This is a genomic window from Nocardiopsis ganjiahuensis DSM 45031 (assembly GCF_000341085.1).
Lineage (GTDB): Bacteria > Actinomycetota > Actinomycetes > Streptosporangiales > Streptosporangiaceae > Nocardiopsis > Nocardiopsis ganjiahuensis.
In genome coordinates, this window is record NZ_ANBA01000008.1 from 232799 (window position 1) to 256815 (window position 24017).

Sequence of the window (24017 nt, forward strand, 5' to 3'; positions counted from 1 at the left end):
AGCCCACCGGCCCCGACCGAGCCGCCCAGATCCGGCGCTACAGGGGAGCGGCGGCCAGCGCCCAGTCCGGCAGCGGCTCGGTGCGCTCGACCCACTCCCTGGGCATCGCACCCTCCGGCAGCCCGGCCCCCAGAATGCCCGCCACGATCGCGCAGGTGGTGTCCATGTCCCCGCCCGCAGCCACAGTGGCCCACAGCGCCGAGGCCAACCCCGACCGGTGCCGGGCCGCCGCCCACAGCGCGAAGGGCACCGTGTCCAGAGCGCTGACCCGGGACCCGTTGCCCAGCTCCGCGGCCACCCCCAACGGGTTGGAGGTGATCAGCAGGGCCCGGGCGTCACGCACCGCCTCCCGCACCCGGCCCTGGGGCAGGCACCCCACCACCCGGTCCAGGAAGGGGCCCGCGCCCATCGTCTCGCGCCGCGCCACCAGGGCCGCGGCCACCGCCACCGCGATCGCCCCGTCCACCGCCTCGGGGTGGGTGTGGGTGATGCGCGCGCTCACCGCCGCCTGCTCCACCACCTCCTCCAGATCCTCGGCGTACCAGGCGCCCAGCGGGGCCACCCGCATCGCCGCCCCGTTGCCGAAGGACCCCGCCCCCTCGAACTGCTCCGCGGCCAGAGCCCGCCAGTCACCGCCCTCACGCACCAGCCGCAGCATCCGCCCGGTCGAGGGCCCGTACCCGCGGTCGAAGTCGTGGTGGCGGGCGAAGGAGGCCGCCAACCGGTCGGCGTCCACCGCACCGCCGCGCACCACCTCGGCGTGGACCGACGCCGCCATCTCGGTGTCATCGGTCCACTGCCAGGGGCCCGGCGGCAACTCCCGCCCGGTCAGGTGAGGCCGGTTCTCGGGGACGAAGAACTGGGAGCCGAAGGCATCGCCCACGGCCAGGGCGGACAGGGAGGCAAGGGCGCGCACCGGGCGCGCGATGTCGATGGAGTGCATATCACCACCATCCTGACCACACGAGCACCGCACTGTCCACGCCCCGCCCGCGCCCCCACCTCTTTCCCCACCAATCACGCATCCCCCACCTGCGGTGACAGCACAACGAAACATCCCCGACACCCACCACCAACCCACGGGTAACACCCTGCCGGTTGCCTGGGAAGCGTCCGACCCCGCAGCCCGAAGCCCGCAGGAGCCGCCCCATGGAAGAACTCGTCGTCATCGGCAACGGCATGGTCGGCCACCGACTCGTCGAGGCCCTTCGCGAGCGCGACACCGCCCGCCACTGGCACATCACCGTCGTGGGCGAGGAGCCCCGCACCGCCTACGACCGCGTCGCCCTGTCCACCTACCTCGACGGCGCCACCGCCCAGGACCTGTCCCTGGGCGACCTGCGCGGCCCCGACGTCGACGTCCACGTGTCCGAGCAGGCCACCTCCGTCGACCGCGCCGCCCGCACCGTCACCACCGCCTCCGGCCGCACCCTGCCCTACGACCGCCTGGTCCTGGCCACCGGATCCACCCCCTTCGTGCCGCCCGTCCCCGGCCACGACCTGCCCGGCTGCCACGTCTACCGCACCATCGAGGACCTGGACGACCTCACCGCCTCCGCCCGCGAGGCCACCACCGGTGTGGTCATCGGCGGCGGCCTGCTCGGCCTGGAAGCCGCCAACGCCCTACGCCTGCTCGGCGTCCAGGCCCACGTCGTCGAACTCGCCCCCCACCTGATGCCCGCCCAGATCGACCAGGGCGCCGGAGCACTCCTGCAGAACCTGGTCACCGACCTGGGCGTGCACGTGCACACCGGCACCGCCTCCACCGCCGTCGAAGCGGGCCCCGACGGCCGCGCCGCCCGCCTGATGCTGGCCGACGGCAGCCACCTGCAGACCGACCTGGTCGTGTTCTCCGTGGGCATCCGCCCCCGCGACGACCTGGCCCGCACCGCCGGACTCACCCTGGGCGAGCGCGGCGGCATCGTCATCGACGACACCTGCACCACCAGCGACGCCCACATCCACGCCATCGGCGAGGCCGCCCACCACCGCGGCACCGTCTACGGGCTCATCGCCCCCGGCAACGCCATGGCCGAGGTCCTGGCCGACCGCCTGGTCGGCGGCCAGGCCACCTTCACCGGAGCCGACACCTCCACCAAACTCAAACTCCTGGGCGTGGACGTGGCCAGCTTCGGCGACGCCCACGGCACCACCCCCGGCGCCCTGGACGTGGTCGTCAACGACGCCGCCGGCGGCCGCTACGCCAAACTCGTCCTCTCCGACGACGCCACCACACTGCTGGGCGGCATCCTGGTCGGCGACGCCACCGCCTACGCCACCCTGCGCCCCATGGTGGGCGCACCCCTGCCCGGCGACCCGCTGGCCCTGATCACCCCCGACGGCGAAGGACTCAGCGCCGACGCCCTGCCCGAGAGCGCCCAGATCTGCTCGTGCAACGCCGTCACCAAGGGCGCGGTCACCGAGGCGATCGCCTGCGGCGCCCACGACGTGGCCGAACTCAAGTCCTGCACCCGGGCGGGCACCAGCTGCGGCTCGTGCGTGCCCATGCTCAAACAGATCCTCACCCAGGCCGGCATCGTCCAGTCCAAGGCCCTGTGCGAACACTTCACCCAGTCGCGCACCGAACTCCTGGAGATCGTGCGCGCCACCGGCACCACCACCTTCTCCGCCCTCATCGAGACCCACGGCACCGGACACGGCTGCGACATCTGCAAACCCGCCGTGGCCTCGATCCTGGCCTCCCTGGGCGGCGGACACATCCTGGACGGGGAGGCCGCCACCCTTCAGGACACCAACGACCGCTACCTGGCCAACCTGCAGCGCAACGGCACCTACTCGGTGGTACCGCGCATCCCCGGCGGAGAGATCACCCCCGACCGGCTCATCGTCATCGGCGAGGTCGCCCGCGACTTCGGCCTCTACACCAAGATCACCGGCGGCCAGCGCATCGACCTGTTCGGCGCCCGCCTGGAACAGCTGCCCGCCATCTGGCGGCGCCTGGTCGACGCCGGCTTCGAGTCCGGACACGCCTACGGAAAGTCCCTGCGCACCGTCAAGTCGTGCGTGGGCACCACCTGGTGCCGCTACGGCGTCCAGGACTCGGTGGGCCTGGCCATCCGCCTGGAGGAGCGCTATCGGGGCCTGCGCTCACCCCACAAACTCAAGTCCGCCGTCTCCGGATGCGCCCGCGAGTGCGCCGAGGCCCGCGGCAAGGACTTCGGGATCATCGCCACCGAAACCGGCTGGAACCTGTACGTGGGCGGCAACGGCGGCTTCACCCCCCGCCACGCCCAACTCCTCGCCGGCGACCTGGACGAGGACACCCTCATCCGCTACATCGACCGCTTCCTGATGTTCTACATCCGCACCGCCGACCGCCTCCAGCGCACCGCGCCCTGGATCGAAGCGCTGGAGGGCGGCCTGGACCACCTGCGCGAGGTCGTGGTCGAGGACGCCCTGGGCATCGCCGACGAACTCGAGGCCGCCATGGCCCGCCACGTGGACACCTACACCGACGAGTGGGCGGCCGTACTGGAGGACCCCGACAAGCTCGCCCGCTTCGTCTCCTTCGCCAACGCCCCCACCACCCCCGACCCGGCCATCAGCTTCACCACCACCCGCGACCAGCCCGTGCCCGGCACCCCCACCGCCCTGGGCATGCCCACCCTCCGCACCAGCAAGGAGAGCACCCGATGAGCGTCCTCACCCACGTCCCCGCCGGCCCGCCGCCCGCCGCGCACTGGGTCACCGCCTGCCCCCAGGACCGCCTCGAAACCGAGATCGGTCTGGCCGTGCTGCTCCCCGACGGCCACCAGGTCGCCCTCTTCCGCACCCGCGACCACCACCTGTACGCCGTGGACAACCTCGACCCCCACACCGGCGCCACCGTCATCTCCCGCGGCATCGTGGGCGACCGCGCCGGAGAGCCCACCGTGGCCTCACCCATGCTCAAGCACGTCTTCTCCCTGCGCACCGGCCAGAGCCTGGACACCCCCGGCATCGGCCTGAGCACCTGGCCCGTGCGCGTGCAGGGCCAGAACGTCCAGATCGCCACCACACCCCACACCGGCCCCGGCGCCGACACCACCGCCCCCCAAGACCCCACCAGCCCCAACCCCCCACCCCGGGCCACCGCCCCGGACACCACCCGCGCCGAAGAGGGGACCCCATGACCCCCACCCCGCCCACCGCGGCCTCCCCGCCCACACCCGAAGCCACCACCGCACCCCTGGCCGGGTTCACCGTCGCCGTCACTGCCGCCCGCCGCGCCGAGGAACTCACCGCCCTGCTCCACCGCAAGGGCGCCCAGGTCATCGCCGCCCCCGCCCTGCGCATCGTCCCCCTGAGCGACGACCAGCGCCTGGCCTCCGTCTCCGAACAGCTCACCCGCGCCCCCGCCGACGTCGTCGTGGCCACCACCGGCATCGGCTTCCGCGGCTGGATCGAGGCCTGCGAGACCTGGGGCATGGCCGACCCCCTCCTGGCCGGCATGAACTCCTCACGCCTGCTCGCCCGCGGCCCCAAGGCCAAGGGCGCCATCCGCGCCGCCGGACTCACCGAGGAGTGGTCACCCCCTTCCGAATCCTCCGCCGAGGTCCTGGACTACCTCCTGGAGCGCGGCGTCCAGGGCCTGCGCGTGGCCATCCAGCTCCACGGCGAACCCCTGCCCGACTTCACCGCCGCCCTGCGCCTGGCCGGAGCCGACGTCACCGAGGTCCCCGTCTACCGCTGGACCCAACCCGAACAGACCGCCCCCCTGGACCGCCTCATCGAGGCCGTCACCACCGGGGGAGTGGACGCCGTCACCTTCACCAGCGCCCCGGCCGCCGCCGGACTGCTCGCCCGCGCCCACACCACCGGCCAACACCACGCCCTCATCGGCGCCCTGCGCGGCCACGTCCTGGCCATGTGCGTGGGACCGGTCACCGCCCGCCCCCTGATGGCCCACGACATCCCCACCGTGTGGCCCGACCGCGCCCGCATCGGCGCCCAGGTCCGCAAACTCACCGAAGAACTCCCCGCCCGCTTCCCCACCCTCACCGTGGCCGGACACCGCCTGCGCCTGCGCGGCCACGCCGTCCTGGTCGACGGCACCGTCCACACCCTCTCGCCCACCCTCATGCGCCTGATGCGCGCCCTGGCCCACCGCCCCGGCCAGGTCCGCGACCGCGCCCACCTGCTCACCTGCCTGGGCGAGGACGCCGACGCCCACGCCGTCGAAACCGCCGTGGCCCGCCTGCGCACCGCTCTGGGCGACGCCAAGATCATCCAAACGGTCGTCAAACGCGGCTACCGCCTGGCCCTGGACACCCACCCATGCTGAACACCGCCCGCGTGCCCACCCTGCTGCTGGTCCTGCACGGCACCCGCTCACCCCGCGGCACCGCCATCGCCCACTCCCTGGCCCTGCGCGTGGCCGAGGTGACCCACCGCCCCACCCGCCTGGCCTTCGCCGACGTGACCCGCCCCACCGTCACCGAGGTCGCCGCCACCACCCCCGGCCCCCTGGTCGTGGTGCCCGCCTTCCTGGCCACCGGCTACCACGTACGCACCGACATCCCCCACCAACTCGCCCTGGCGGGCCGCGCCGACGCCGTCATCACCCCCGCCCTGGGCGAACACCCCGCACTGATGTCCACCGCCCTGCGCCGCCTCACCCAGGCCGGGTACCAGAGCGGCGACGCCCTGATCCTGGCGTGCGCGGGCACCTCCGACCCCCACGCCCAGACCGAACTCGACCAGGCCGCCCGGCGCCTGTCCCACCACACGGGCGGACCCGTGCACCTGGCCTACGCCGCCACCAGCGCCCCCACCGTGGCCGACAAGGTCACCGAACTGCGCGCGGCCGGCCACCGGCGGGTCAGCGTGGCCACCTGGCTGCTGGCCCCGGGCCTGTTCCACGACCGCCTCACCGCATCGGGCGCCGACGCGGTCGCCGCGCCCCTGTGCCCGGACCCGGCCATCGCCCACGCCGTGGCCGACCACTACCTGCGCGCCGCCGTCCCCCACCCCGCCCACCCCTGACGCCCGCGATCCGGTGCCCGTGTCGATGCGGACAGGTCAGGTCGGCTCTCCTCCGGGGTGTCGATGGAATCCTCATGAGGCTGTTCGCGGCCGGCCGACCGCGACATTCGTACAAGACCGATGCCCGACAACCCACGCATCATCGACCGCATGACTGAACACGACGTTTCGCCCTCACATGGGATGCATGTGGTCCACGACGGCCCTCGACAGGCATCGCCGCTGCTGCTCATCCACGGCTCGGGCGCCTCGGGTGTTCTCTGGAGCCCGATGGTCCCGACCCTTGCCGAGCACCACCACGTCCTGCGGGTCGATCTCCCGGGCTGCGGCCAATCACCGCCCGCAGCGTCATACGACATGGCCGCGCAGGCCAACCGGGTAGCGGCACTCCTCGACGAACTCGGACTCGGTTCGGTCACCGTGGTCGGACACTCCAGTGGCGGCTACGTCGCCACCGCGCTCGCCGAACAGCGCCCCGACCTGGTGAGGTCGATCGCGCTCATCAGCTGCGGCCCGAGCCTCGACGCGCTCCTTCCGCAGCCGCTCCTCCTCCGTGTCCTGCTGGGACCACCTTTCGGCCCGCTCCTGTGGGCAAGACGCTCGAACGCGATGATCCGCAAGGGGATCAGGGCCACGGCTGCTCGCCCGGTACAGGTCCCCGACGACATGATCGCCGCGTCCCGGGGCACCACGTACCGCACGTTCAGGACGGTGCTGCGTCGGGGCAGGGAGTACCTCACCGAACGGAGCGTGCCCGAGCGCCTGGCCGACCTCGGCATTCCCGTACTGGTGATCTTCGGCGCCGCCGATCCCCGTTGGGCGCCGTCCTCGGCACACCAGTACCACGCGGTGCCGAACGCAAGGGTCGAGCAAAGGCCCGGCGTCGGACACCTGCCCATACTCGAAGCACCCGAGGCGACCAGCGAACTGCTCCTCGACTTCACGGCAACAGATCGCTGACACCCCGCCCCCGACAAGGTCTACGCTGATCAGATGCTCTCCTCAGGGGCACCACCCGACTGGGCGCTGGTGGACGTCGCCCTCCCGCGCCCGTCAGACCGGCTGCCGGGAAGCAGTATGGCCGGGTTCCGCCACAACGCCTTGGCGTTCGTGGACATCGCCATGGTCGCGCACCCCTCCGTCAGCTTGTTCATCGATCTGAGCGAGACAGCGGGCCTGGTCCACCACACCCGCGGCCAGCGAAGGCGCGGCAGTTTCGTCGCCGGCCTCCTCCCCGGCGATCTCCGGACAGGTGGCCGGGTGGGCGAGTGCCTCCAGATCCGACTGGATCCGGCCGCCGCGGCGGCCGCGCTCGGCACGACGACCGAACTCACCGGGGCCGTAGTGCCACTCGCGGAGGTCTGGGGCCACGACGCCGCACGCGCCGAGGACAGGCTGCGCGCCACCGCGTCGTGGAACGAACGGTTCACGATCATGAGGGACATCCTCGGCCGGCGGCTGAGCGCCCGCCCGAGGGTCGCCCCGGAGGTCGCCTTCGCCTGGCGGCAGGTGCGCTCCAGCCAGGGGCGGATACGAGTCGAGGACCTCGCGGACGAGGTCGGCTGGAGCCGCAAACGCCTGTCGGCCCGCTTCCGTGCCCAGCTCGGCATCACACCCAAACGCGCCGCCCGACTGGTGCGGTTCGACCACGCTGCCCGCCTTCTCGCGGCAGGCCACACCGCCGCCGACGTTGCCGCCGAGAGCGGCTACGCCGATCAGTCCCACCTGCACCGCGAGGTCAAGTCGTTCGCCGGGCACACTCCCACCACTGTGGCCCTCGCTCCGTGGCTGGCCATCGACGACGTTGTGTGGCCTGGTTCATCACCATCGCGAAGCCCTGTTCCGCTCCCGCTTGCTCAAAGGTGACAGCGGGACCTGCGCGACGTGAGGTCGACCGGAGTGCCTGGTGTCCGCACAACCGACCTGTGTGTGAGACCATCGCGCTGTTCCGCGCGGCGCTTCGACTCACCGCCCCAACGCAGGGCACTGACCAGGCCGCGAGCATCGTCCCCTCACCCCCAGGAGGACCCTTGCGGTCACCTTCTGCCCCGGAACCGATCCCCGCCCGGGCCGACGACGCCCCTGCCCTCCACACCCTGCGCGAGGCCCTGGCCCGCTGGCAGCAGAGCCGCGGCATCACCCAGTGGACGCCGGGGGAGGTGAGCCAGGCGCAGATCCTCGAGCAGATCCAGCGCGCCGAGTGGTGGGTCCTGCACCAGGAGGACCACCTGGCGGCAGCGGTGCGCGTGCTGACACAGGACCCGCTGGTCTGGCCCGACTCGGCCACCGCCCGCGCCACCTACGTGCACGGGCTCATGGTGGCCAGGACCGCCTCCGCCCAAGGGCTGGGCGCGCGCCTGCTGGCCTGGGCCGAGACCAGGTCCGCGGCCCTGGGCCACGACCGGGTGCGCCTGGACTGCGTGTCCACCAACCACCGCCTGCGCGCCTACTACGAACACCGCGGCTACCGCCCGCACGGCCAGGTCACCTTCGGCCCCGACTCCACCTGGCACCCGGTCACCCGCTACGAGAAACCGCTCCTGCCCCGCCCCCGGGAGTGACGGCGCCCGGGCCGCGCGCCCCGACCTGCCCGGGGCGCACCGGCGGCACAGGGTTCGAAGATGGCCACAACCGGCAACCCGTGCGCAAAGACCACCTCTTCAGGGAAGACCACCGGTGGGCCCTGACCGAACCCGGCCGGAGCCCGCCCACCCCACCCGGTTCCACCCCGTAGAGGACAGCCGTGCCCTCAGCGCCCATCCCCTCGCGCCCCGTCGAAGAGCCCACCCACGACCGCGCCGTCGGAGCCCTGCTGGGCGCGGTGGCCGCCGCGGCCCTGGTGGGCACCCCGCCCGCCCTGGCACACCGGTTCACCGCCGCCGCCACCTCCTCCCGCGCCGCGGCCGACCCCCTCCCGACCGGGCCGGCCGCGGCCGATGGCGGACCGAACGGCCGCACCGGCACCGTGCTGCTGGCCCAGCTGAGCCGCACCGCGCTGGAACAGGCCATCGCCGCCCCGGCCGCCGCCCCCCGCACGACGGACCCCGTGCAGGGCGCCTGGGTCCGGGTGCTGCGCTCACTGGTCCTCACCGCCACCCCGCCCGCCGCCGAACCGGACCTGGAGCACACCACCAACGACGACCCCCTGGGCACCTCCTGGCGGGCGCTGACCCGCACACCCGTCCCCGCGCACGCGCCCGCCCGGGGCTCGTTCGCCTGCGCCCACCTGGTGGACGCGGTCTGGTCGGCCTACCACGCCTGCGGTGACCTGGCCGCGATGTGCACCGGAGCCCTGGCCGGGGCGCGCTGGGGCAGCTCGGCCCTGCCCCTGCAGGCCCTGCGCAGGCTGAGCGAGCACACCGACCCCCACGCGCTGACCACCGCGGCCCTGGTCTGCCTGAACGGCTCCCACCCCGACCGGTGGCCCCAGCAGGCCATCCGGCAGCGGCCCGAGCAGCGCCTGCCGCCCTTCGCCGTGCCCCACCCCCTGGACCCCGAGGTCCTGCTCGGCAACCTGGACTACCTGCGCGCCCGCCCCCAGAGCGTGGACGCGGCCGTCTCGCTGTGCCGCACCCACCCAGAGGACGCCCCCCACCTGGCCGGCAGCGACTGGGTGCGGGTGTGGCTGCACGACACCCCCGGCAAGAACAGCAACCTGCACTTCACCCTGGACGAGGCCGCCGCGGCGGTGGCCTCCCTGCGCTCCGAGGGAAAACGGGTGCTGCTGCACTGCTGGGCGGGCGCCTCACGCACCCCGGCCGTGGCCGCCCGCTACGCCGCCGCCACCCTGGGCGCGCCGCCCCTGCCCACCATGACCACCCTCATCCACGCCGTGGGCGGGCATCTGGACAACCCCACGCTCTCCCAGGCGGTGGCCGAGCTCAGCGGCCTGGACCTGCCCGACCCCGGGTCCGTGCTCTTCCCCCAAGGGCTGCCTGCGCGCCGCCCCGAACTGCGGGCGGTCAAACTCAGCGGGTGACAAGTTCCACAAAGCACCACTTTCCGGTACCGTTACCCTCGCGTTACCCCTAGGCTCTGCGCTCAGACCCCGTGCGATGCCACCGGCGGTCCCCGCTCCTCCCGTGCCCGGCCCCACCCGTACCCCGGGGTCCGCACCACCCGGCGCTCCACGCCCTCCACGGCACCGCGACACCGATCCGGGAGGCGACCGCCACGCCCCTGTTCCCGTTCGAAGGACTGCGTTGTGGGCAAACACGAGCCCCAGATCCCGCCCGCTGACGGTCACGAGACCGAGCACGAAGCCGCTCACGAGAGCGACCGCGAGGCCGACTACGAAGACGGCTACGAGGCCGACCGTGAATCCGGCTACGGGCCCGAGTACGGAGCCCAGTACGAGGCGGCCACCGAGGCCGCACCCGTCCTCGGACCGCGCCAGGCCGCCGCGCGCTCGCGCTCACGCAGGAAGCGTGCCCTGGTCGTGGCCTCGGCCGCCGGCCTGACCCTGGTCGTGGGCGGCACCGCGGCAGCGGCCGTCATCGTCTCGGGCGGCGACCCGCAGAACGCCACCAACGCCGCCGGGATCCCCCAGGCCCAGACCCAGACCCTGACCGTGGAGGACGTCGAGGAGGTCCCCGAGCTCGCCGAGGGCGATGAGGACCGCTCCCAGGCCGCGGCGCCCCAGGCGCTGACCGCCTCGGGGGCCGGCGTCCTCGAGGAGCCCGAGGAAGAGGAGGAGCCCGAAGCCGAGGCGCCCTCCGGTGACGCGGGCGGCTCCGGCACCTCCGAGGGCACCGGCGAGGGCGGCACCTGCCAGGCCTCCTTCTACGGCGACGGCTTCCACGGCGCCACCACCGCCAACGGCGAAACCTTCGACACCAACGCCATGACGGCGGCGCACAAGACGCTGCCCTTCGACACCATGGTCAAGGTGACCAACCCCAACAACGGCTCCTCGGTGACGGTGCGCATCAACGACCGCGGCCCCTACATCGACGGCCGCTGCCTGGACCTGTCCACCGCGGCCTTCGACCAGATCATCGGCACCGGCGCCGGTGTGGGCACGGTCGAGTGGGAGGTCGTGGGCTAGCCCCACCACCCGGCCCCGCACCGACGGCGCGCCCCGCACCCCACCGAGGGTTCGGGGCGCGCCGTCGTTTCCACCCCCGCACCCGCGAGGCCCCACCTGAACCCCACCCCACCTGAACCCCACCCCGCCTGCCCCACCCCACCTGCGCGAACCCACCCCGCCCACCGCAGGCCCCGCGTAGACTCCTGCCCCGGGGACCACACCCACCACCCCGCACACCCCGCACACCCGCGTGTGTGAGTCCCCGCACGTCACCACGACGTGGCACAATCCCCTCCCATCACCACCGCCGCAGGCCACCACCACACCAAGGGGAATCGGGCGTTGTTCCGCACCACCACCGGCTGGGTCGTCTCACCCACCGACCTCGTCGACACCCTGGAGTGCGACCACCGCAGCGCCCTCAAGAGCGCGCTGGCCGCCCACCTGCCCGGCGCACCCCGCCCCGAGGACATCGACGCCCTGGTCGCCCACCACGGCGACCTGCACGAAAAGGCCGAACTCGACCGCCTCAGCGCCCTGTTCGGCGACGACCTGGTCCGCATCGAGGAACCCACCGCCGACGACGCCTCCCTGGCCCGCGCCGCGGCCCGAACCGCCCAGGCCATGGCCGCCGGCGCCCCCGTCATCTACCAGGCCTCCTTCCACCACCCCCTCACCGACCAGGTGGCCTTCCACGGACGCGCCGACTTCCTCATCCGCTCCGACGTGGACCCCGCCACCGGCCGGCACCGCCCCGACGCCCCCACCCCCTTCACCTACGAACCCTGGGACACCAAGCTGGCCCGCCGCCCCGGCCCCTCGGCTGTGGTCCAACTGGCCGCCTACGCCCAGGCCGTGGCCGTCCTGCACGGACACACCCCCGAGCACATGCACCTGCTCACCGGCGACAGCCGCACCCACACCCTGCCCACCGCCGAGTTCACCCCCATCCTGACCACCATCACCGCCCGCCTGCTGGAGCACCTGGCCACCGAACCGGCCCTGCCCACCCCCACCTGGGGCCAGCCCCGCCCGGCCTGCGAGGGCTGCGGCTACAACACCTGGTGCTCCCAGGGACGCACCGCCGCCCGCCACCTGTCCCTGGTCGCGGGCCTGCGCACCGACCAGGCCGCCAAACTCACCGACGCCGGCCTGGACACCATCGACGCCCTGGCCTGCGCCCCCGACCACGCGCGCCCCGACACCCTGCCGCGCCGCTCCTTCGACCAGCTGCGCGCCCAGGCCGCCCTGCAGGTACGCCAGGACACCACCCGCACCCCCGCCAACCCCCAGGGCACCGTCACCGCCGAGGTCTTCGCACCCGACGGCCTGGCCTCCCTGCCCGCACCCAGCCCCGGCGACGTCTTCTTCGACATGGAGGGCTACCCCTACCACTCCCGCCAGGGCGAACGCGGCCTGGAGTACCTGTTCGGCGCCACCACCAAGGACGAGAACGGACAGGAGACCTTCCACGCCTTCTGGGCCCACGACCGCACCCAGGAGAAGAAGGCCCTGGAGGACTTCGTCGACTTCGCCACCGCCCGCATCGACGCCGACGAGAACGCCCACGTCTACCACTACGCCTCCTACGAGGTGGACCGGCTCAAACACCTGAGCTCGGAGTTCAACACCCGTGAGGAACAGGTCGACCGGCTCCTGCGCGAGAACCGCCTCATCGACCTGTTCACCGTGGTCAAGAAGAGCCTGCGCGTGTCCCAGCGCTCCTACTCCATCAAGTACCTGGAGCCCCTCTACCTGGACACCTCCCGCGGCGGCCAGGTGACCACCGCCGCCTCCAGCATCGACGCCTACGCCGCCTACCTGGCCGCCCGCGAGACCGGAGACGTCCGGGCCGCCGCCCAGGTCCTGGCCGACATCGCCGACTACAACCGCGACGACTGCCGCTCCACCGCCCGCCTGCGCGACTGGCTGGAGGGCCACCGCACCGAGCAGGGCATCACCGAGCGCCCCCTGATCCAGTTCGAACTCTCCGAGGAGGAGGCCGAGCGCGCCCAGCGGCGCGCCGAGAAGGCCGCCCGCCACGCCGCCCTGACCGGCCCCCTCCTGGACCAGGTCCCCGAGGATCCCGAACAGCGCACCGACCAGGACCGCCCCCGCGCCGCCCTGGCCGCCCTGGTCGGCTACTACCAGCGCGAGAACACCCCGCCCTGGCGCGAACACTTCCAACGCCAGAGCGCACCCCTGCAGGACCTGGAGACCGACAGCAACTGCGCCGTGCCCTTGCAGGTACACGTGGGGGAGTGGGAGGAGCCCACCGGCAGGCGCAAGAACGCCCGCCGCGAGGTGGCCATGCGCCTGGACCGCGCCCACCCCAACCCCTTCACCCTGGGCGAGAGCGTCCACCTGCTCCACCCCGGCGCCCCCGGCCAGGCCGCCACCGCCCGCCCCGCCAAGGTCACCAAGGCCGAACCCGACTCCCTGACCCTGCTGGAGAGCGCCGCCCCCGACGAGATCTCCTCACGCGCCCCCGCCGCCGTCCTGCCCGGCTCACCGGTGGACCCCAAACCCAAGGACGGCGCCCTGGAGACGGTCGCCCACACCGCCGTGGCCGAACTGCCCTCCTGGCCCCACCACCCCGGCCTGGACGCCCTGCGCCGCATCCCGCCCCGCCTGAACCCGCCCGGCCCGCTGCCCGACCCCGCCGACGGCGACCTCATCAGCGCCGCCATCAGCGCCGTGGACCGCCTGGACCACTCCTACCTGGCCGTGCAGGGCCCACCCGGGGCCGGCAAGACCTACCTGGCCGCCCAGCTCATCACCCACCTGATCAAGGAGGGACGCAGCGTGGGAGTGTGCTCCACCGGCCACAAGGCCGTGGAGAACGTCATGGCCGCCGCCCTGCGCGCCGCCCAGGACCAGGGCCTGACCGTGGAGGCCGCCAAACGCCCCCGCGGCGGCAAGAAGGACCCCGACGCCCCCTGGTACCAGCCCTCCAGCCAACAGGTCCTGGCCAACTGGCGCACCAAACGCGCCGCCCAGGGCCAACCCGTCCTGATCGGCGGCACCGCCTGGGGCATGTCCGGCGCCGACACCGTCGCCGACCCCCTGGACGTGATGATCATCGACGAGGCCGGACAGTTCGCCCTGGCCGACACCCTGGCCGTGTCCGCCTCGGCCCACAACCTCGTCCTGCTGGGCGACCCCCGACAACTGCCCCAGGTCGTCCAAGGCGTGCACTCCGAGGGCGCCGACGCCTCGGCCCTGCAGCACCTGATGGCCGGCGAGGCCGTCATCGACCCCGCCCTGGGCTACTTCCTGGACCAGACCCGGCGCATGCACCCGGCCGTGTGCGCACCCGTCTCGGCCCTGTCCTACCAGGGGCGCCTGCAGGCCCACCCCTCCACCGCCCACCGCTCCCTGTCCACCCTGGCCCCGGGCGTGTACACCAGCCCCGTCCACCACAGCGGCCGCACCACCCACAGCCCCGAAGAGGTCGAGGCGGTGGTGGCCGCCGCCCGCCGCCTGGTCACCGAACAGGTCACCACCGACCCCGACCAGGGCCCGCGCCCCCTCACCGGCACAGACATCCTCGTGGTGGCCCCCTACAACCTGCAGGTGCGCACCCTGCGCCAGGCCCTGACCCGCGCCCAGGAGCACACCCCCGCCCTGGAAGGGGTACGGGTGGGCACCGTCGACAAGTTCCAGGGCCAGGAGGCGGCCGCCGTCATCTGCTCCATGACCACCTCCAACGCCGCCGAGACCAGCCGCGGCCCCTCCTTCGTCCTGGACCGCAACCGCCTCAACGTCGCCCTCTCACGCGCCCAGCTCCTGGCCCTGGTCGTGCACTCACCCGACCTGCTCACCACCGCCCCGCGCACCATCGACGAACTACGCCTGCTGGCCTCCTTCACCGGCCTGGTCAGCTCCGCGCGCCCCTGGCCCGACCTTTGAGAACCACCCCGCACACACCCCGCCCCGGGTTTCGGACACCTCCCAGGTGGAGTACGTTTTAGGGAGCACACCACACCCGGTCGCGAGCGCCCACGCGCCCCCGCGCCCGGGTGGGGTCGTGTCTCACAGGCCCGCACCCCCGCACCTGCTGCCCGGGCCTGGCCGCACCGGCCCGCCACCCGTTCTCGAAAGGCACCACGGCCCCCGTGTCTGAACGTCCCTCCACTCCCGGCGGTGGCCGCAACACCCGCCACCCCACCGGTATCCGTGTCGTCATCGTCGTCCTGGCCCTGTTCGCGCTGGTCCTGGGCCCCGTGGGCTATCTGATGGGCATCGACGCCGACTCCCACGCCGGCTCGGCCGCCGAATGGTTCACCCTGGCCTTCGGCGCTGCCGTGGGCATCCCCTTCCTGGCCGCGGCCGTGGCCACCGTGGCGGGCGACCGCAAGGCCGCCCTGTGGGCGCTGGCACTGCTGGTCTGGCCCGTGGTGTTCGTGGTGGTCATCCACCTGTCCGGGTCGGCCGGGTAGGCTCCCGGGCGTGTCACCCAAGAAACGCAACCGCCGCAAGCCCCACCAGCAGGGGTCCCCACCACCGGCTCCCGCCACCGAGCAGGGCCGCCTCGAACCGGGCCGGATCCCCGACAGGCGTCCGGTGAGCCGCACCCCGGTCGTGGTCGCCGAACCGCCCGACCGGCGCCTGACCGTCCTCTGGGCCGTGCTGTGGGTGCTGTGGGCCCTGGGCAGTCCGCTGGCGCTGGCCGCCGTGCTCTTCGCCGGACTCTCCGCCTTCGAGGCGGTCGCCGACCCCGCCCTGACCGACCCCGGCGCCATGGGCGACCCGGCCCTGCTCGCCGAGCAGGAGGCCCAGGCCGTGCGCTCCATCGGCACCGCCCTGGTCTGGTTCCTGGTCATGGCCTGGGTCGTGCCGGCCGCGGGCGCCCTCACCGCCGCCGTACTGCGCCGCAAGAAGGCCGCGATCGCCTTCACCGTCGCCCTGGCCCTGTCCGTGGGGCTGCTGCTGCTGGTCATCTCCCCGGTCGAACTCTGGGACGCCCTGAGCGCCCACCTGTTCGGCACCGCGGCCCCCGACCCCGGCTGAGCACCACCCCGCCCGAGCCCAACCCGCCCCGCCTGCCACGCCCGCCTACCGCAGCTGGGCCCAGGCCCCGGTCACAATGGAAGCTGTGGACACCACCGACCCCGACACACCCCGGGCCGAGATCGCCCTGCCCTCACCCGTGCGCGCCCGCCTGGAGCACCTGGACCACGGTGTGCTCGTGGACACCCGCGCCCTGGAACGGGTCCGGGAGCGCTTCGACACCGAACAGGCCCAGACCCTGGGCCGCTTCCTGACCAACGCCCAGTCACCGGCCACCCTGCGCGCCTACCGCGCCGACTGGACGGCGTTCGGCGCCTGGTGCCTGACCGAGCGGCGCACCTCCCTGCCGGCCGACCCGGTGGACGTGGCCGTCTACCTGGCGGCCTGCGCCGAACAGCGCACCGACGACGGCACCGGATGGGCGCTGGCCCCGGCCACCCTGGAGCGGCGGGCCGCGGCCATCGCCGCCGTCCACGGCGCCCACGGCCTGGACTCACCCACCCGCGCCGAGGTCGTGCGCATGACCCTGCGCGGTATCCGCCGCACCCGCAAGGCGCGCCCGCGCCGCAAGGCCCCTGTGGTGCTGAGCACCCTGGAGTCGCTGCTGGCGGTGCGCCCGGCCGAGGGCCACCCCGGGGGAGTGGCCCGCAGGCGTGACGCGGTACTGCTGCTGACCGGGTTCGCCGGGGCACTGCGCCGTGCGGAACTGGCCGCGCTCAGCTTCGACGACCTGGCCCTGCGCGTGGACCCCTCCACCGGATCACCTACCCTGGTGGTCTCGCTCGGGGCGACCAAGACCGACCAGGAGGGGCGGACCGGCCAGAGGGTGGCCCTGCCACGGGGACGCCACCGCGCCACCTGCCCGGTGTGCGCCCTGGCCGACTGGTCGGCGCTGGTGGCGGTGCACCGCGACGGGGGAGCGCCCGCGGTGCGCACTTGGCTGGAGAGCCTGGGCGCACCCGATCCCGCACCCGCCCACTCCTGCCAAGGGCTCGGGCGCCTGGAGCTGGCCGACGGCACCGAACGCCCCCTGCTGCCGGGGGTGGACCGGCACGGCCGCCTGGCCCACAAACCGATGTCGGCCAAGGCCGTGGGCGATGTGGTCAAACGCTACGCCCAACGGGCCGGGCTGGACCCCGACGACTTCGGCGGTCACTCCCTGCGCGCCGGGTTCGCCACCCAGGCCGCGCTGGGCGGGGCCACCGACCGCGAGATCATGCGTCAGGGACGGTGGACCAACGCCCAGACGGTCCACGACTACATCCGCACCGCCGACCCCCTGGAGGACAACGCGGTCACCCGACTGGGCCTGTAGGACCCGCACCGGGGGAGGAGCGGCCACCAGGCGGCCACCCCCTCATCTCGAATCACCAACAAACCCACCAGCAACACCTGATATAACCCGTTAAAGTGCGATCCTTCCCTGATGAGACATTAGGTTGGTTGCGTGAGAAAGGGGACGGACCCATGGTCGACGAGTTTCGCGCGGCATTCCAAGAACTGATCGACGCCTCCGTCGCCACGGACCCCCAACAGTTCCCACCGGCCGTCCACAAGGTCTACCTCCTGGCCTCCCAGATCCCCACCACCGAACGGGAACTGGCCCTGGAGGCCCTCACCCCCCTGCTCTCCGGAGACCACGCCGCCCCCGGCATCATCGCCGACCTGTCCGTGGTCGCCGGCGCCCTGGTCGAGATGGGCACCGACCCCGGCCCCGCCGGCATCGAGATCCTGCACCGACTGCGCACCATGGGCAAAGGCGCCATCGTCTTCCTGCGCGCCTGGGAACGCACCGGCGGCGGCACCCCGCCCGACCCCGACGCCGTCACCGCCGACGCCGAGGCCCGCGTCGCCGCCGACCTGGGCACCGACGCCCCCGCCGCCACCATGTGCTGGTGGACCATCCGCCGCCACGGCCTGGCCGCCAAAACCATGCTCAGCGAGTCCAGCGTGCGCGCCCACATACGCCGCGACCCCTCCCTGCACGCCGAACTCGTGGCCATCGCCAACCAACTCAGCGACCTGCTCACCGAGTTCGACCAGGTCCGAGCCCTGCTGCGCATGGCCGAGGCCACCTCGGCCCTGGTCATGGACCGCGCCTCGGGCCGCGCCTTCCGCGTGCTCTTCGACGGCATCGGCGACAACTTCCAACTCCACACCCTGCTCGCCGACGCCCTCATCGGACCCAACGGCCAGGGCCTGCCCGGCGACGCACCCGACCCGCGCTGGACCGCCTCCTTCCGCGACAGCCCCGTGGACCCCGCCGCCCATACCGTGTGGGGCTGGTGGAACATGGTCGCCCACGACGGCGCCTGGGTCTGGAACGAGGGCGTGCCCGCCGAGATCCCCACCATCGACGGCGAACACGTCCTGGTCCTGGACGAGCAGCCCTACCCGCGTTCCTGGAACGCCGGGCGCCGCCACGCGCACGTGCGCGGCTGGCTGGAGGTGGAGTCCGAGCTCAGCGAGGACGAGGCCGCCCTGTGGTGGAAGCGGGTGGCCCCGGCCGAGCCCGCCCTGCCCGACCCCGAGGCCGAGGACCACACGCCCCTGCCCGAACCCGTGGTGCTGCACAGCCCCGGGCAGGCCTCGGGCACCGAGGCCCAGCGCGTGCGCGGTTTCATGCCCCGGGCCGAACCCGAACCGGCCCCCGGACCCGAGCCCGCCCCTGAGCCCGAGGAGAGCGGACACGAAGGCGCCGGGGCCCGGCCCGCCGAACCCGAGAACGGCGGACACCAGAGCGCCCCCACCGCCCCGGAGCGGTCCCAGGCCGACCCCGCCCGACAGGACCAGGACCCCGACCCGGACCCGGACCAGGGAACCCCGCAGGCCCCCCAGAGCGCCGAACGGACCGCGACGGACCACGGCTCCGGGGAGCCCCCCGCGGCCGAGCACGACGCCCCGGGTCCCGGCCCCCGCGGACGCACCCGGCAGGAGCCCGCCCAGGAAGAGCCCGCCACCACCGAGCTCCCGGCACCCGCCGGGGCCGAGCAGCAGGAGCAGCAGGAGGGGACCGGACCGTCACCGGCGGCCCCCACCGGGCTGCCCCGGATGCCGCGCGGGGTCTCCCAGAGCTCGGGCTGGGGCCCCGCCTGGCGCTGAGCCCCCCGCACAGGAGAGCCCGCCCGGTGCCGGGCGCAGGCCCGTCCGCGAAACGCCGTGGGGCCCGGGAGCGAACTCGCTCCCGGGCCCCACGGCGTTCGGGCAGGATCAGTGCTCATCCTCCAGACGGTGGCGCGGCTCGTGGTGGACCGCGACCGGCTCGGCCCGGGTGGAACTGGTACGGAGCCGGTCCCCGCCTTCGTCGTCGTCCTCGTCGTAGAGGCCGTCGAAGTACTGCTCCTCCTCGGTGGGGCCCTCCTCCTCGCGGACCCAGCGGGCGCCCACGAACAGCGGAGCGGACAGCACCAGCACCAGGGGCACGAACACACCCAGGGGCAACAGCACCAGGGCCCCCTCCACGCCGGGCAGGACCGGCAGCCGCTCCAGCAGGTGCATGCGCACCAGCGCGGTGGCGGTCGCCCCGCCCAGAACCAGGGCCGCGGAGAAGGGCAGCATCGGGGTCAGCCGCGGCGGGACCGCGACCAGGGCCACCAGCAGACCCACGCCCACCAGCCCGGCCAGTGCAACGGGTCCGGTGCCCTGCAGGGCACTCGCACCGGCCGCGTGCAGGCCCCGCAGGTGAGCGAACGCCCAGCCGGTCACCAGTAGCAGTACCGGGCCCAGGATCAGGCCCGACAGGAAGCCGACGAAATGTCGCACGGGGGTGCTCCTCTCAGGGGTTGAGCAGCACCTTAGCGACAAAAACCGAGATCGGCACCACAACCACCAGTCCGGCCATCTCGGACACCGGGGTGCACCACACCCATTTCACCAGCCACGCCGTCCCCGAAGACCCCGCTGCGCCCACCAGCGACCCAGCACCCGACCAGCACCACCCCGGGCCTTGTTCTCTCTACCTCCGAGCCCTTCAGGCCCCGCAAGAGCCATCACGAGGCCGACGCGAACAGCACCGCCGGCACCCGCGGGGCACGAGCACCCCCGCAGGGCGCCGCCCCTCACCCGCGAAAGCACCGTGGCGCCGCCCCCGGGTGGGGGACGGCGCCACGAATGTCCTCGGGCCCGCTGGTAGGGGCCCCGGGTGGAGCTGACGTAAGAGTGTTCCCGGCCAGGGGTCTACCGGCCGGGGGAGGGGTCCTCACCCGCCAGGGCCCCCTCGGCCCCCTGGACCCCGCCCGCGCCGGTGCCGGCGATGCGGTCCAGTTCCTCGGGGGTGGCCCGCCCCTCCACACCCAACACCCTGCGGCTGGGCTCGGTGGGCCCGAACAGGCGGCGCGCCTCGTAGGCCAGCACCGCCACCACCACCGCGGCGATCGTCGCCCACAGGGCCTGGCGGTGTTCGGGCAGGGTGGCCATGGCCAGGAAGATCGCCACCAACCCCAGCAGGGTGGCCCAGGTCAGGTAGGGAAAGCCCCACATGCGCAGGGTCAGCCGCTCGGGGGCGTTGCGGCGCACCCGGGCGCCCACCACCAGCTGCGAGGCGCAGATCGTCAGGAACAGCACCAGCAGGATCGCCCCGATCGAGGCGACCAGGAACGGGAACACCTGGCCGGGGAAGAGGTAGTCGGCGACCACGGCCGCGTAACCCACCACGGTCCCCAACAAGATGGCGCGCACCGGAACCCCGCGCCGGTTGGTGCCCTTGAGCACCCGCGGGGCATCGCCCTGGCGGGTGAGCATGAACAGCATCCGCGAGGAGGTGTACATGGCGGCGTTGAGCACGCTCAGCACCGCGATCAGGACCACGATCTCCATGATCAGCGAAGCACCGGGCACACCCACGGTCTCCATGACCACCACGAAGGGGCTGCGGTCCAGCTGGGTGGAGTTCCAGGGCACGACCATGACCACGACCAGGATGGAGGCCACGTAGAACAGGCCGATGCGCCACAGGACGTTGGTGATGGCCGAGGCCACCCCGCGCTCGGGTTCGGCGCTCTCACCGGCGGCGATGGTGATGATCTCCACGCCACCGAAGGCGAACAGGACCACCACGGTCGCACCCAGGACCGCGACCCAGCCGTTGGGGGCGAACCCGCCCAGCTCCCACAGGTTGGTGACCGTGGAACCCCCCGACCCGCTCCACAGCCCCAAGGCGTACAAACCGCCCACCAGCAGGAAGGCCACGATGGTGGCGACCTTGATCAGGGAGAACAGGGACTCGGTCTCGGCGAAGACGCGCACCGAGATCAGGTTGGCGGCCGTCATGGCCAGCAGGACCACCAGCGCCAGCGCCCAACCCGGCACCTCCACCCACTGGCTCAGGATGGCGGCTCCGGCCACGGACTCGGCGGCCACCAGGACCGCGTACATCCACCAGTAGACCCAGCCGATCGTGAACCCCGCCCGGGGCCCGAAGGCCAGGCGGGCGTAGTCGGAGAAGGAGCCACCGGCCGGAACCGAGACGACCATCTCGCCCAGAGCCCGCAGGGTCAAGAAGACCAGGGCTCCGGCCAACGCGTAGGAGAGAACCGCCGCGGGTCCCGCGGTCTGGATCACCGCACCGGAGCCGATGAACAGCCCGGCGCCCACCGATCCGCCGATCGCGATCAGTGCCATGTGTCGGCGGCGCAGCGAGTGTGCCAGCCCCGACCCGTTGTCTGTTTGTGCCGTCTCTTCGGACGACGTATCACTGCGTGTCACGGGCCCCACCATAGGACGAAAGGTTCATCACATTTTTCACCAACCCCCGGAAAACACCCCATGAACCCATGAAAGTGATCCAGGTCATCCACCTCACACCAGGGCACACGGCACTACCACCACCCCCACCACAAACACCCCCCACATGCCACGAACCCTGCAACACCCCACCACCCCCACACCATCCCCACCGTGACCGAACCCATCACCCCACCACGCCCTCCCACCCCAGAGGGAGGCACACACCCACCCACCCGTGCCACGATCCACCTATGCGCCAGCTCACCGCCCCGCTGACCACAGCACTACACCCCCTGGTCACCACCCACACCTACCAACGCTGGGCCTACCTCATCATCGGCGGCGCACTCCTGATGCCCTACCTCATGGCCTCCCTGGTCCTGAGCACCCTCATCATCAACACCAACCCCGCCACCACCCCAGGCGCCACCGAACCCACCCCCGCCAACATCGCCCTGGCCGCCCTCATCTGCACCACCCTCATCACCGCCACCGCCCTGATCCCCGCCACCCGCCCCGGCCAACTCCACCTGGCCCGCGCCCTGCTCACCCCCCTGGACAACACCCCCACCAGCAGCAGATGGCGCACCACCCTGTGGCTCCACCTCCACCTGGCCACCGGCATGGCCGTCTGCCTGGCCACCATGACCGCCCTGACCGAAGCCGCACTCCTGGCCATCGCCCCCCTGGCCCCCGGCCCCCACCCCATCGCCCAAGGCACCCTCACCCTCTTCGGCCACACCCCCTCCACCCCCGGCTGGAGCGGCCCCCTCCTGGCCCTGGCCTGGGTCCTGGCCCTGATCTACACCATCTCCCTGACCGGCCACCTCCTCACCAAAGCCGCACCCCACCTACTGGGACCCACCCCCACCGACCGCCTGAACGCAGCCCACGCCCACGCCCACCGCCTCGCCGAACGCAACCGCCTGGCCCGCGAACTCCACGACTCCCTCGGCCACGCCCTGTCCGTGGTCACCCTCCAAGCCGCCACCGCCGCCCGACTCATCGACACCAACCCCGACTTCGCCCGCCAAGCCCTCACCCACATCGCCGACACCGCACGCACCGCCACCGCCGACCTCGACCACGCCCTGGGCCTGCTCCGCGAGGACACCACCACCCCCACCACACCCCCACCCGACCTCGGCGACCTCACCCACCTGACCCAAGCCACCCACCACACCGGCACCGACCTGACCTGCCACATCCACGGCGACCTCACCCACATCCCCGCCCTGCTCTCCCGCGAGACCTACCGCATCGCCCAAGAAGCCCTCACCAACGCCCTACGCCACGCACCCCGCCAACCCCTCACCCTGACCCTGAACACCACCCCCGGCACCCTCACCCTCACCGTCACCAACCCCCTACCCCCCCACACCCCACGCCTGCCCCACCGCCGCAACGCCGGACAGGGCCTCCAAGGCATGCAAGAACGCGCCCACCTGATCGGCGGCACCCTCACCGCCGCACCCACCACCACCCACTTCCACCTCACACTCCACCTGACCTGGAAAGAGACCCCGTGATCAGGATCAACCTCGTCGACGACGAAGCCCTCATCCGCGCCGGCCTGGCCGCCCTCATCGACGCCGAGGACGACATGCACATCACCGGACAAGCCTGCGACGGCGCCGACGTACCCGACCTGGTCCGCCGCACCCGCCCCGACCTGATCCTCATGGACGTGCGCATGCCCGGCCTGGACGGCATCCAAGCCACCCACACCCTCCAACGCACCCCCCACCCACCCCGCGTCATCGTCGTCACCACCTTCGACAACGACGACTACGTCTGGGGCGCCCTACGCGCCGGAGCCCACGGCTTCCTCCTCAAACGCACCCCACCCGAAGACATCCTGGCCGCCATCCGCCTGGTCCACCGCGGCGACACCCTGCTCTTCCCCACCGCCCTACGCGCCATGGCCGCCACCCAACCCGCCCACCCCACCCCCGCCGCCCGCGCCATCACCACCCTCACCGAACGCGAAGCCCAAACCCTCACCCTCATCGCCCAAGGCCTGACCAACGCCGAAATCGCCACCCACCTGCACCTGGGCCTGCAAACCGTCAAAACCCACGTGTCCAACATCCTCACCAAACTCGGCGTACGCGACCGCACCCAAGCCGTCATCGCCGCCTACGACTCCGGACTCATCCACCCCGCCCGCCCCCGCTGAAAACCACGACACACCCACCAAAGCACCAACACCCAGCAACAACGCTGTTACGTTCAGCTCTCAAAGGCGGCCCAGAACGCACCCCCA

General features: G+C 72.9%; 18 protein-coding genes and 1 pseudogene. 16 read left to right on the plus strand and 3 right to left on the minus strand.

All coding sequences use genetic code 11. From position 1 onward, the window contains the following. Positions 1 to 37 precede the first annotated feature (37 nt). Entirely contained in the window at positions 38 to 943 is a 906-nt protein-coding gene (locus D458_RS0109725) for an ADP-ribosylglycohydrolase family protein (RefSeq protein WP_017586547.1), read from the minus strand. Positions 944 to 1149: 206 nt separating this feature from the next. Here D458_RS0109725 and nirB point away from each other — a divergent pair, with 206 nt between their 5' ends. From nirB to D458_RS0109795, 14 genes and pseudogenes are all read left to right on the plus strand, one after another. Beyond that, positions 1150 to 3657: a nitrite reductase large subunit NirB gene (gene nirB, locus D458_RS0109730; RefSeq protein WP_017586548.1), complete on the plus strand. Its 2508-nt coding sequence runs from the start codon at positions 1150 to 1152 to the stop codon at positions 3655 to 3657. After that, positions 3654 to 4028 (plus strand): annotated as a pseudogene (gene nirD / locus D458_RS33285) (nitrite reductase small subunit NirD); the annotation flags it as partial. The gene nirB and the pseudogene nirD, both read left to right, overlap by 4 nt. Positions 4029 to 4129: 101 nt before the next feature. Continuing rightward, positions 4130 to 5284 carry a uroporphyrinogen-III synthase gene (locus D458_RS0109740; protein ID WP_017586550.1) on the plus strand — a complete coding sequence of 385 codons (1155 nt, stop codon included), beginning with the start codon at positions 4130 to 4132 and terminating at the stop codon, positions 5282 to 5284. Continuing rightward, on the plus strand, positions 5278 to 5985 hold the full coding sequence (locus D458_RS0109745; protein WP_017586551.1) for a sirohydrochlorin chelatase: 708 nt from the start codon (positions 5278 to 5280) through the stop codon (positions 5983 to 5985). The genes D458_RS0109740 and D458_RS0109745 overlap by 7 nt, the downstream gene beginning before the upstream one ends. Positions 5986 to 6135: 150 nt before the next feature. Beyond that, a complete protein-coding gene (locus D458_RS0109750) occupies positions 6136 to 6945 on the plus strand; it encodes an alpha/beta fold hydrolase (RefSeq protein WP_026119157.1) in 810 nt (269 codons plus the stop codon). Between the two features lie 33 nt (positions 6946 to 6978). Beyond that, a complete protein-coding gene (locus D458_RS0109755; protein ID WP_152521099.1) occupies positions 6979 to 7851 on the plus strand; it encodes a helix-turn-helix domain-containing protein in 873 nt (290 codons plus the stop codon). 164 nt (positions 7852 to 8015) lie between these two features. Then, positions 8016 to 8546: a GNAT family N-acetyltransferase gene (locus D458_RS0109760; RefSeq protein ID WP_017586554.1), complete on the plus strand. Its 531-nt coding sequence runs from the start codon at positions 8016 to 8018 to the stop codon at positions 8544 to 8546. 182 nt (positions 8547 to 8728) lie between these two features. Next, on the plus strand, positions 8729 to 9964 hold the full coding sequence (locus tag D458_RS0109765) for a dual specificity protein phosphatase family protein (protein WP_017586555.1): 1236 nt from the start codon (positions 8729 to 8731) through the stop codon (positions 9962 to 9964). Positions 9965 to 10189: 225 nt separating this feature from the next. After that, entirely contained in the window at positions 10190 to 11032 is an 843-nt protein-coding gene (locus D458_RS37920) for a septal ring lytic transglycosylase RlpA family protein (protein WP_017586556.1), read from the plus strand. Between the two features lie 324 nt (positions 11033 to 11356). Continuing rightward, complete coding sequence (locus D458_RS0109775; protein WP_017586557.1) at positions 11357 to 14926, plus strand: TM0106 family RecB-like putative nuclease; 3570 nt, start codon at positions 11357 to 11359, stop codon at positions 14924 to 14926. 206 nt (positions 14927 to 15132) lie between these two features. Continuing rightward, positions 15133 to 15456, plus strand: coding sequence for a hypothetical protein (locus D458_RS0109780; RefSeq protein ID WP_017586558.1), 324 nt, complete (start codon positions 15133 to 15135; stop codon positions 15454 to 15456). Between the two features lie 10 nt (positions 15457 to 15466). After that, complete coding sequence (locus D458_RS0109785; protein ID WP_017586559.1) at positions 15467 to 16027, plus strand: hypothetical protein; 561 nt, start codon at positions 15467 to 15469, stop codon at positions 16025 to 16027. A gap of 76 nt (positions 16028 to 16103) precedes the next feature. Then, entirely contained in the window at positions 16104 to 17342 is a 1239-nt protein-coding gene (locus D458_RS0109790; RefSeq protein WP_040702299.1) for a site-specific integrase, read from the plus strand. Between the two features lie 152 nt (positions 17343 to 17494). Continuing rightward, a complete protein-coding gene (locus tag D458_RS0109795; protein ID WP_017586561.1) occupies positions 17495 to 19129 on the plus strand; it encodes a hypothetical protein in 1635 nt (544 codons plus the stop codon). 108 nt (positions 19130 to 19237) lie between these two features. On the opposite strand, the gene D458_RS0109800 is transcribed toward D458_RS0109795, so the two are convergent. Both D458_RS0109800 and D458_RS0109805 read right to left on the minus strand, forming a co-directional pair. Beyond that, positions 19238 to 19789, minus strand: a complete 552-nt coding sequence (locus D458_RS0109800) for a hypothetical protein (protein ID WP_017586562.1) — start codon at positions 19787 to 19789, stop codon at positions 19238 to 19240. Between the two features lie 414 nt (positions 19790 to 20203). Continuing rightward, complete coding sequence (locus D458_RS0109805; protein WP_017586563.1) at positions 20204 to 21646, minus strand: amino acid permease; 1443 nt, start codon at positions 21644 to 21646, stop codon at positions 20204 to 20206. A gap of 356 nt (positions 21647 to 22002) precedes the next feature. On the opposite strand from D458_RS0109805, the gene D458_RS0109810 reads away from it, so the two are divergent. Beyond that, complete coding sequence (locus D458_RS0109810; protein WP_017586564.1) at positions 22003 to 23280, plus strand: sensor histidine kinase; 1278 nt, start codon at positions 22003 to 22005, stop codon at positions 23278 to 23280. After that, entirely contained in the window at positions 23277 to 23930 is a 654-nt protein-coding gene (locus D458_RS0109815) for a response regulator (protein ID WP_017586565.1), read from the plus strand. Before D458_RS0109810 ends, D458_RS0109815 begins: the two co-directional genes overlap by 4 nt. The last annotated feature ends 87 nt before the right edge of the window (positions 23931 to 24017 follow it).

Coding starts and splice junctions, on each gene's coding strand:
- D458_RS0109725 (WP_017586547.1), bottom strand. CDS start 943: ATGCACTCCATCGACATCGCGCGCCCGGTGCGCGCCCTTGCCTCCCTG.
- nirB (WP_017586548.1), top strand. CDS start 1,150: ATGGAAGAACTCGTCGTCATCGGCAACGGCATGGTCGGCCACCGACTC.
- D458_RS0109740 (WP_017586550.1), top strand. CDS start 4,130: ATGACCCCCACCCCGCCCACCGCGGCCTCCCCGCCCACACCCGAAGCC.
- D458_RS0109745 (WP_017586551.1), top strand. CDS start 5,278: ATGCTGAACACCGCCCGCGTGCCCACCCTGCTGCTGGTCCTGCACGGC.
- D458_RS0109750 (WP_026119157.1), top strand. CDS start 6,136: ATGACTGAACACGACGTTTCGCCCTCACATGGGATGCATGTGGTCCAC.
- D458_RS0109755 (WP_152521099.1), top strand. CDS start 6,979: ATGCTCTCCTCAGGGGCACCACCCGACTGGGCGCTGGTGGACGTCGCC.
- D458_RS0109790 (WP_040702299.1), top strand. CDS start 16,104: ATGGAAGCTGTGGACACCACCGACCCCGACACACCCCGGGCCGAGATC.
- D458_RS0109795 (WP_017586561.1), top strand. CDS start 17,495: ATGGTCGACGAGTTTCGCGCGGCATTCCAAGAACTGATCGACGCCTCC.
- D458_RS0109805 (WP_017586563.1), bottom strand. CDS start 21,646: ATGGCACTGATCGCGATCGGCGGATCGGTGGGCGCCGGGCTGTTCATC.
- D458_RS0109810 (WP_017586564.1), top strand. CDS start 22,003: ATGCGCCAGCTCACCGCCCCGCTGACCACAGCACTACACCCCCTGGTC.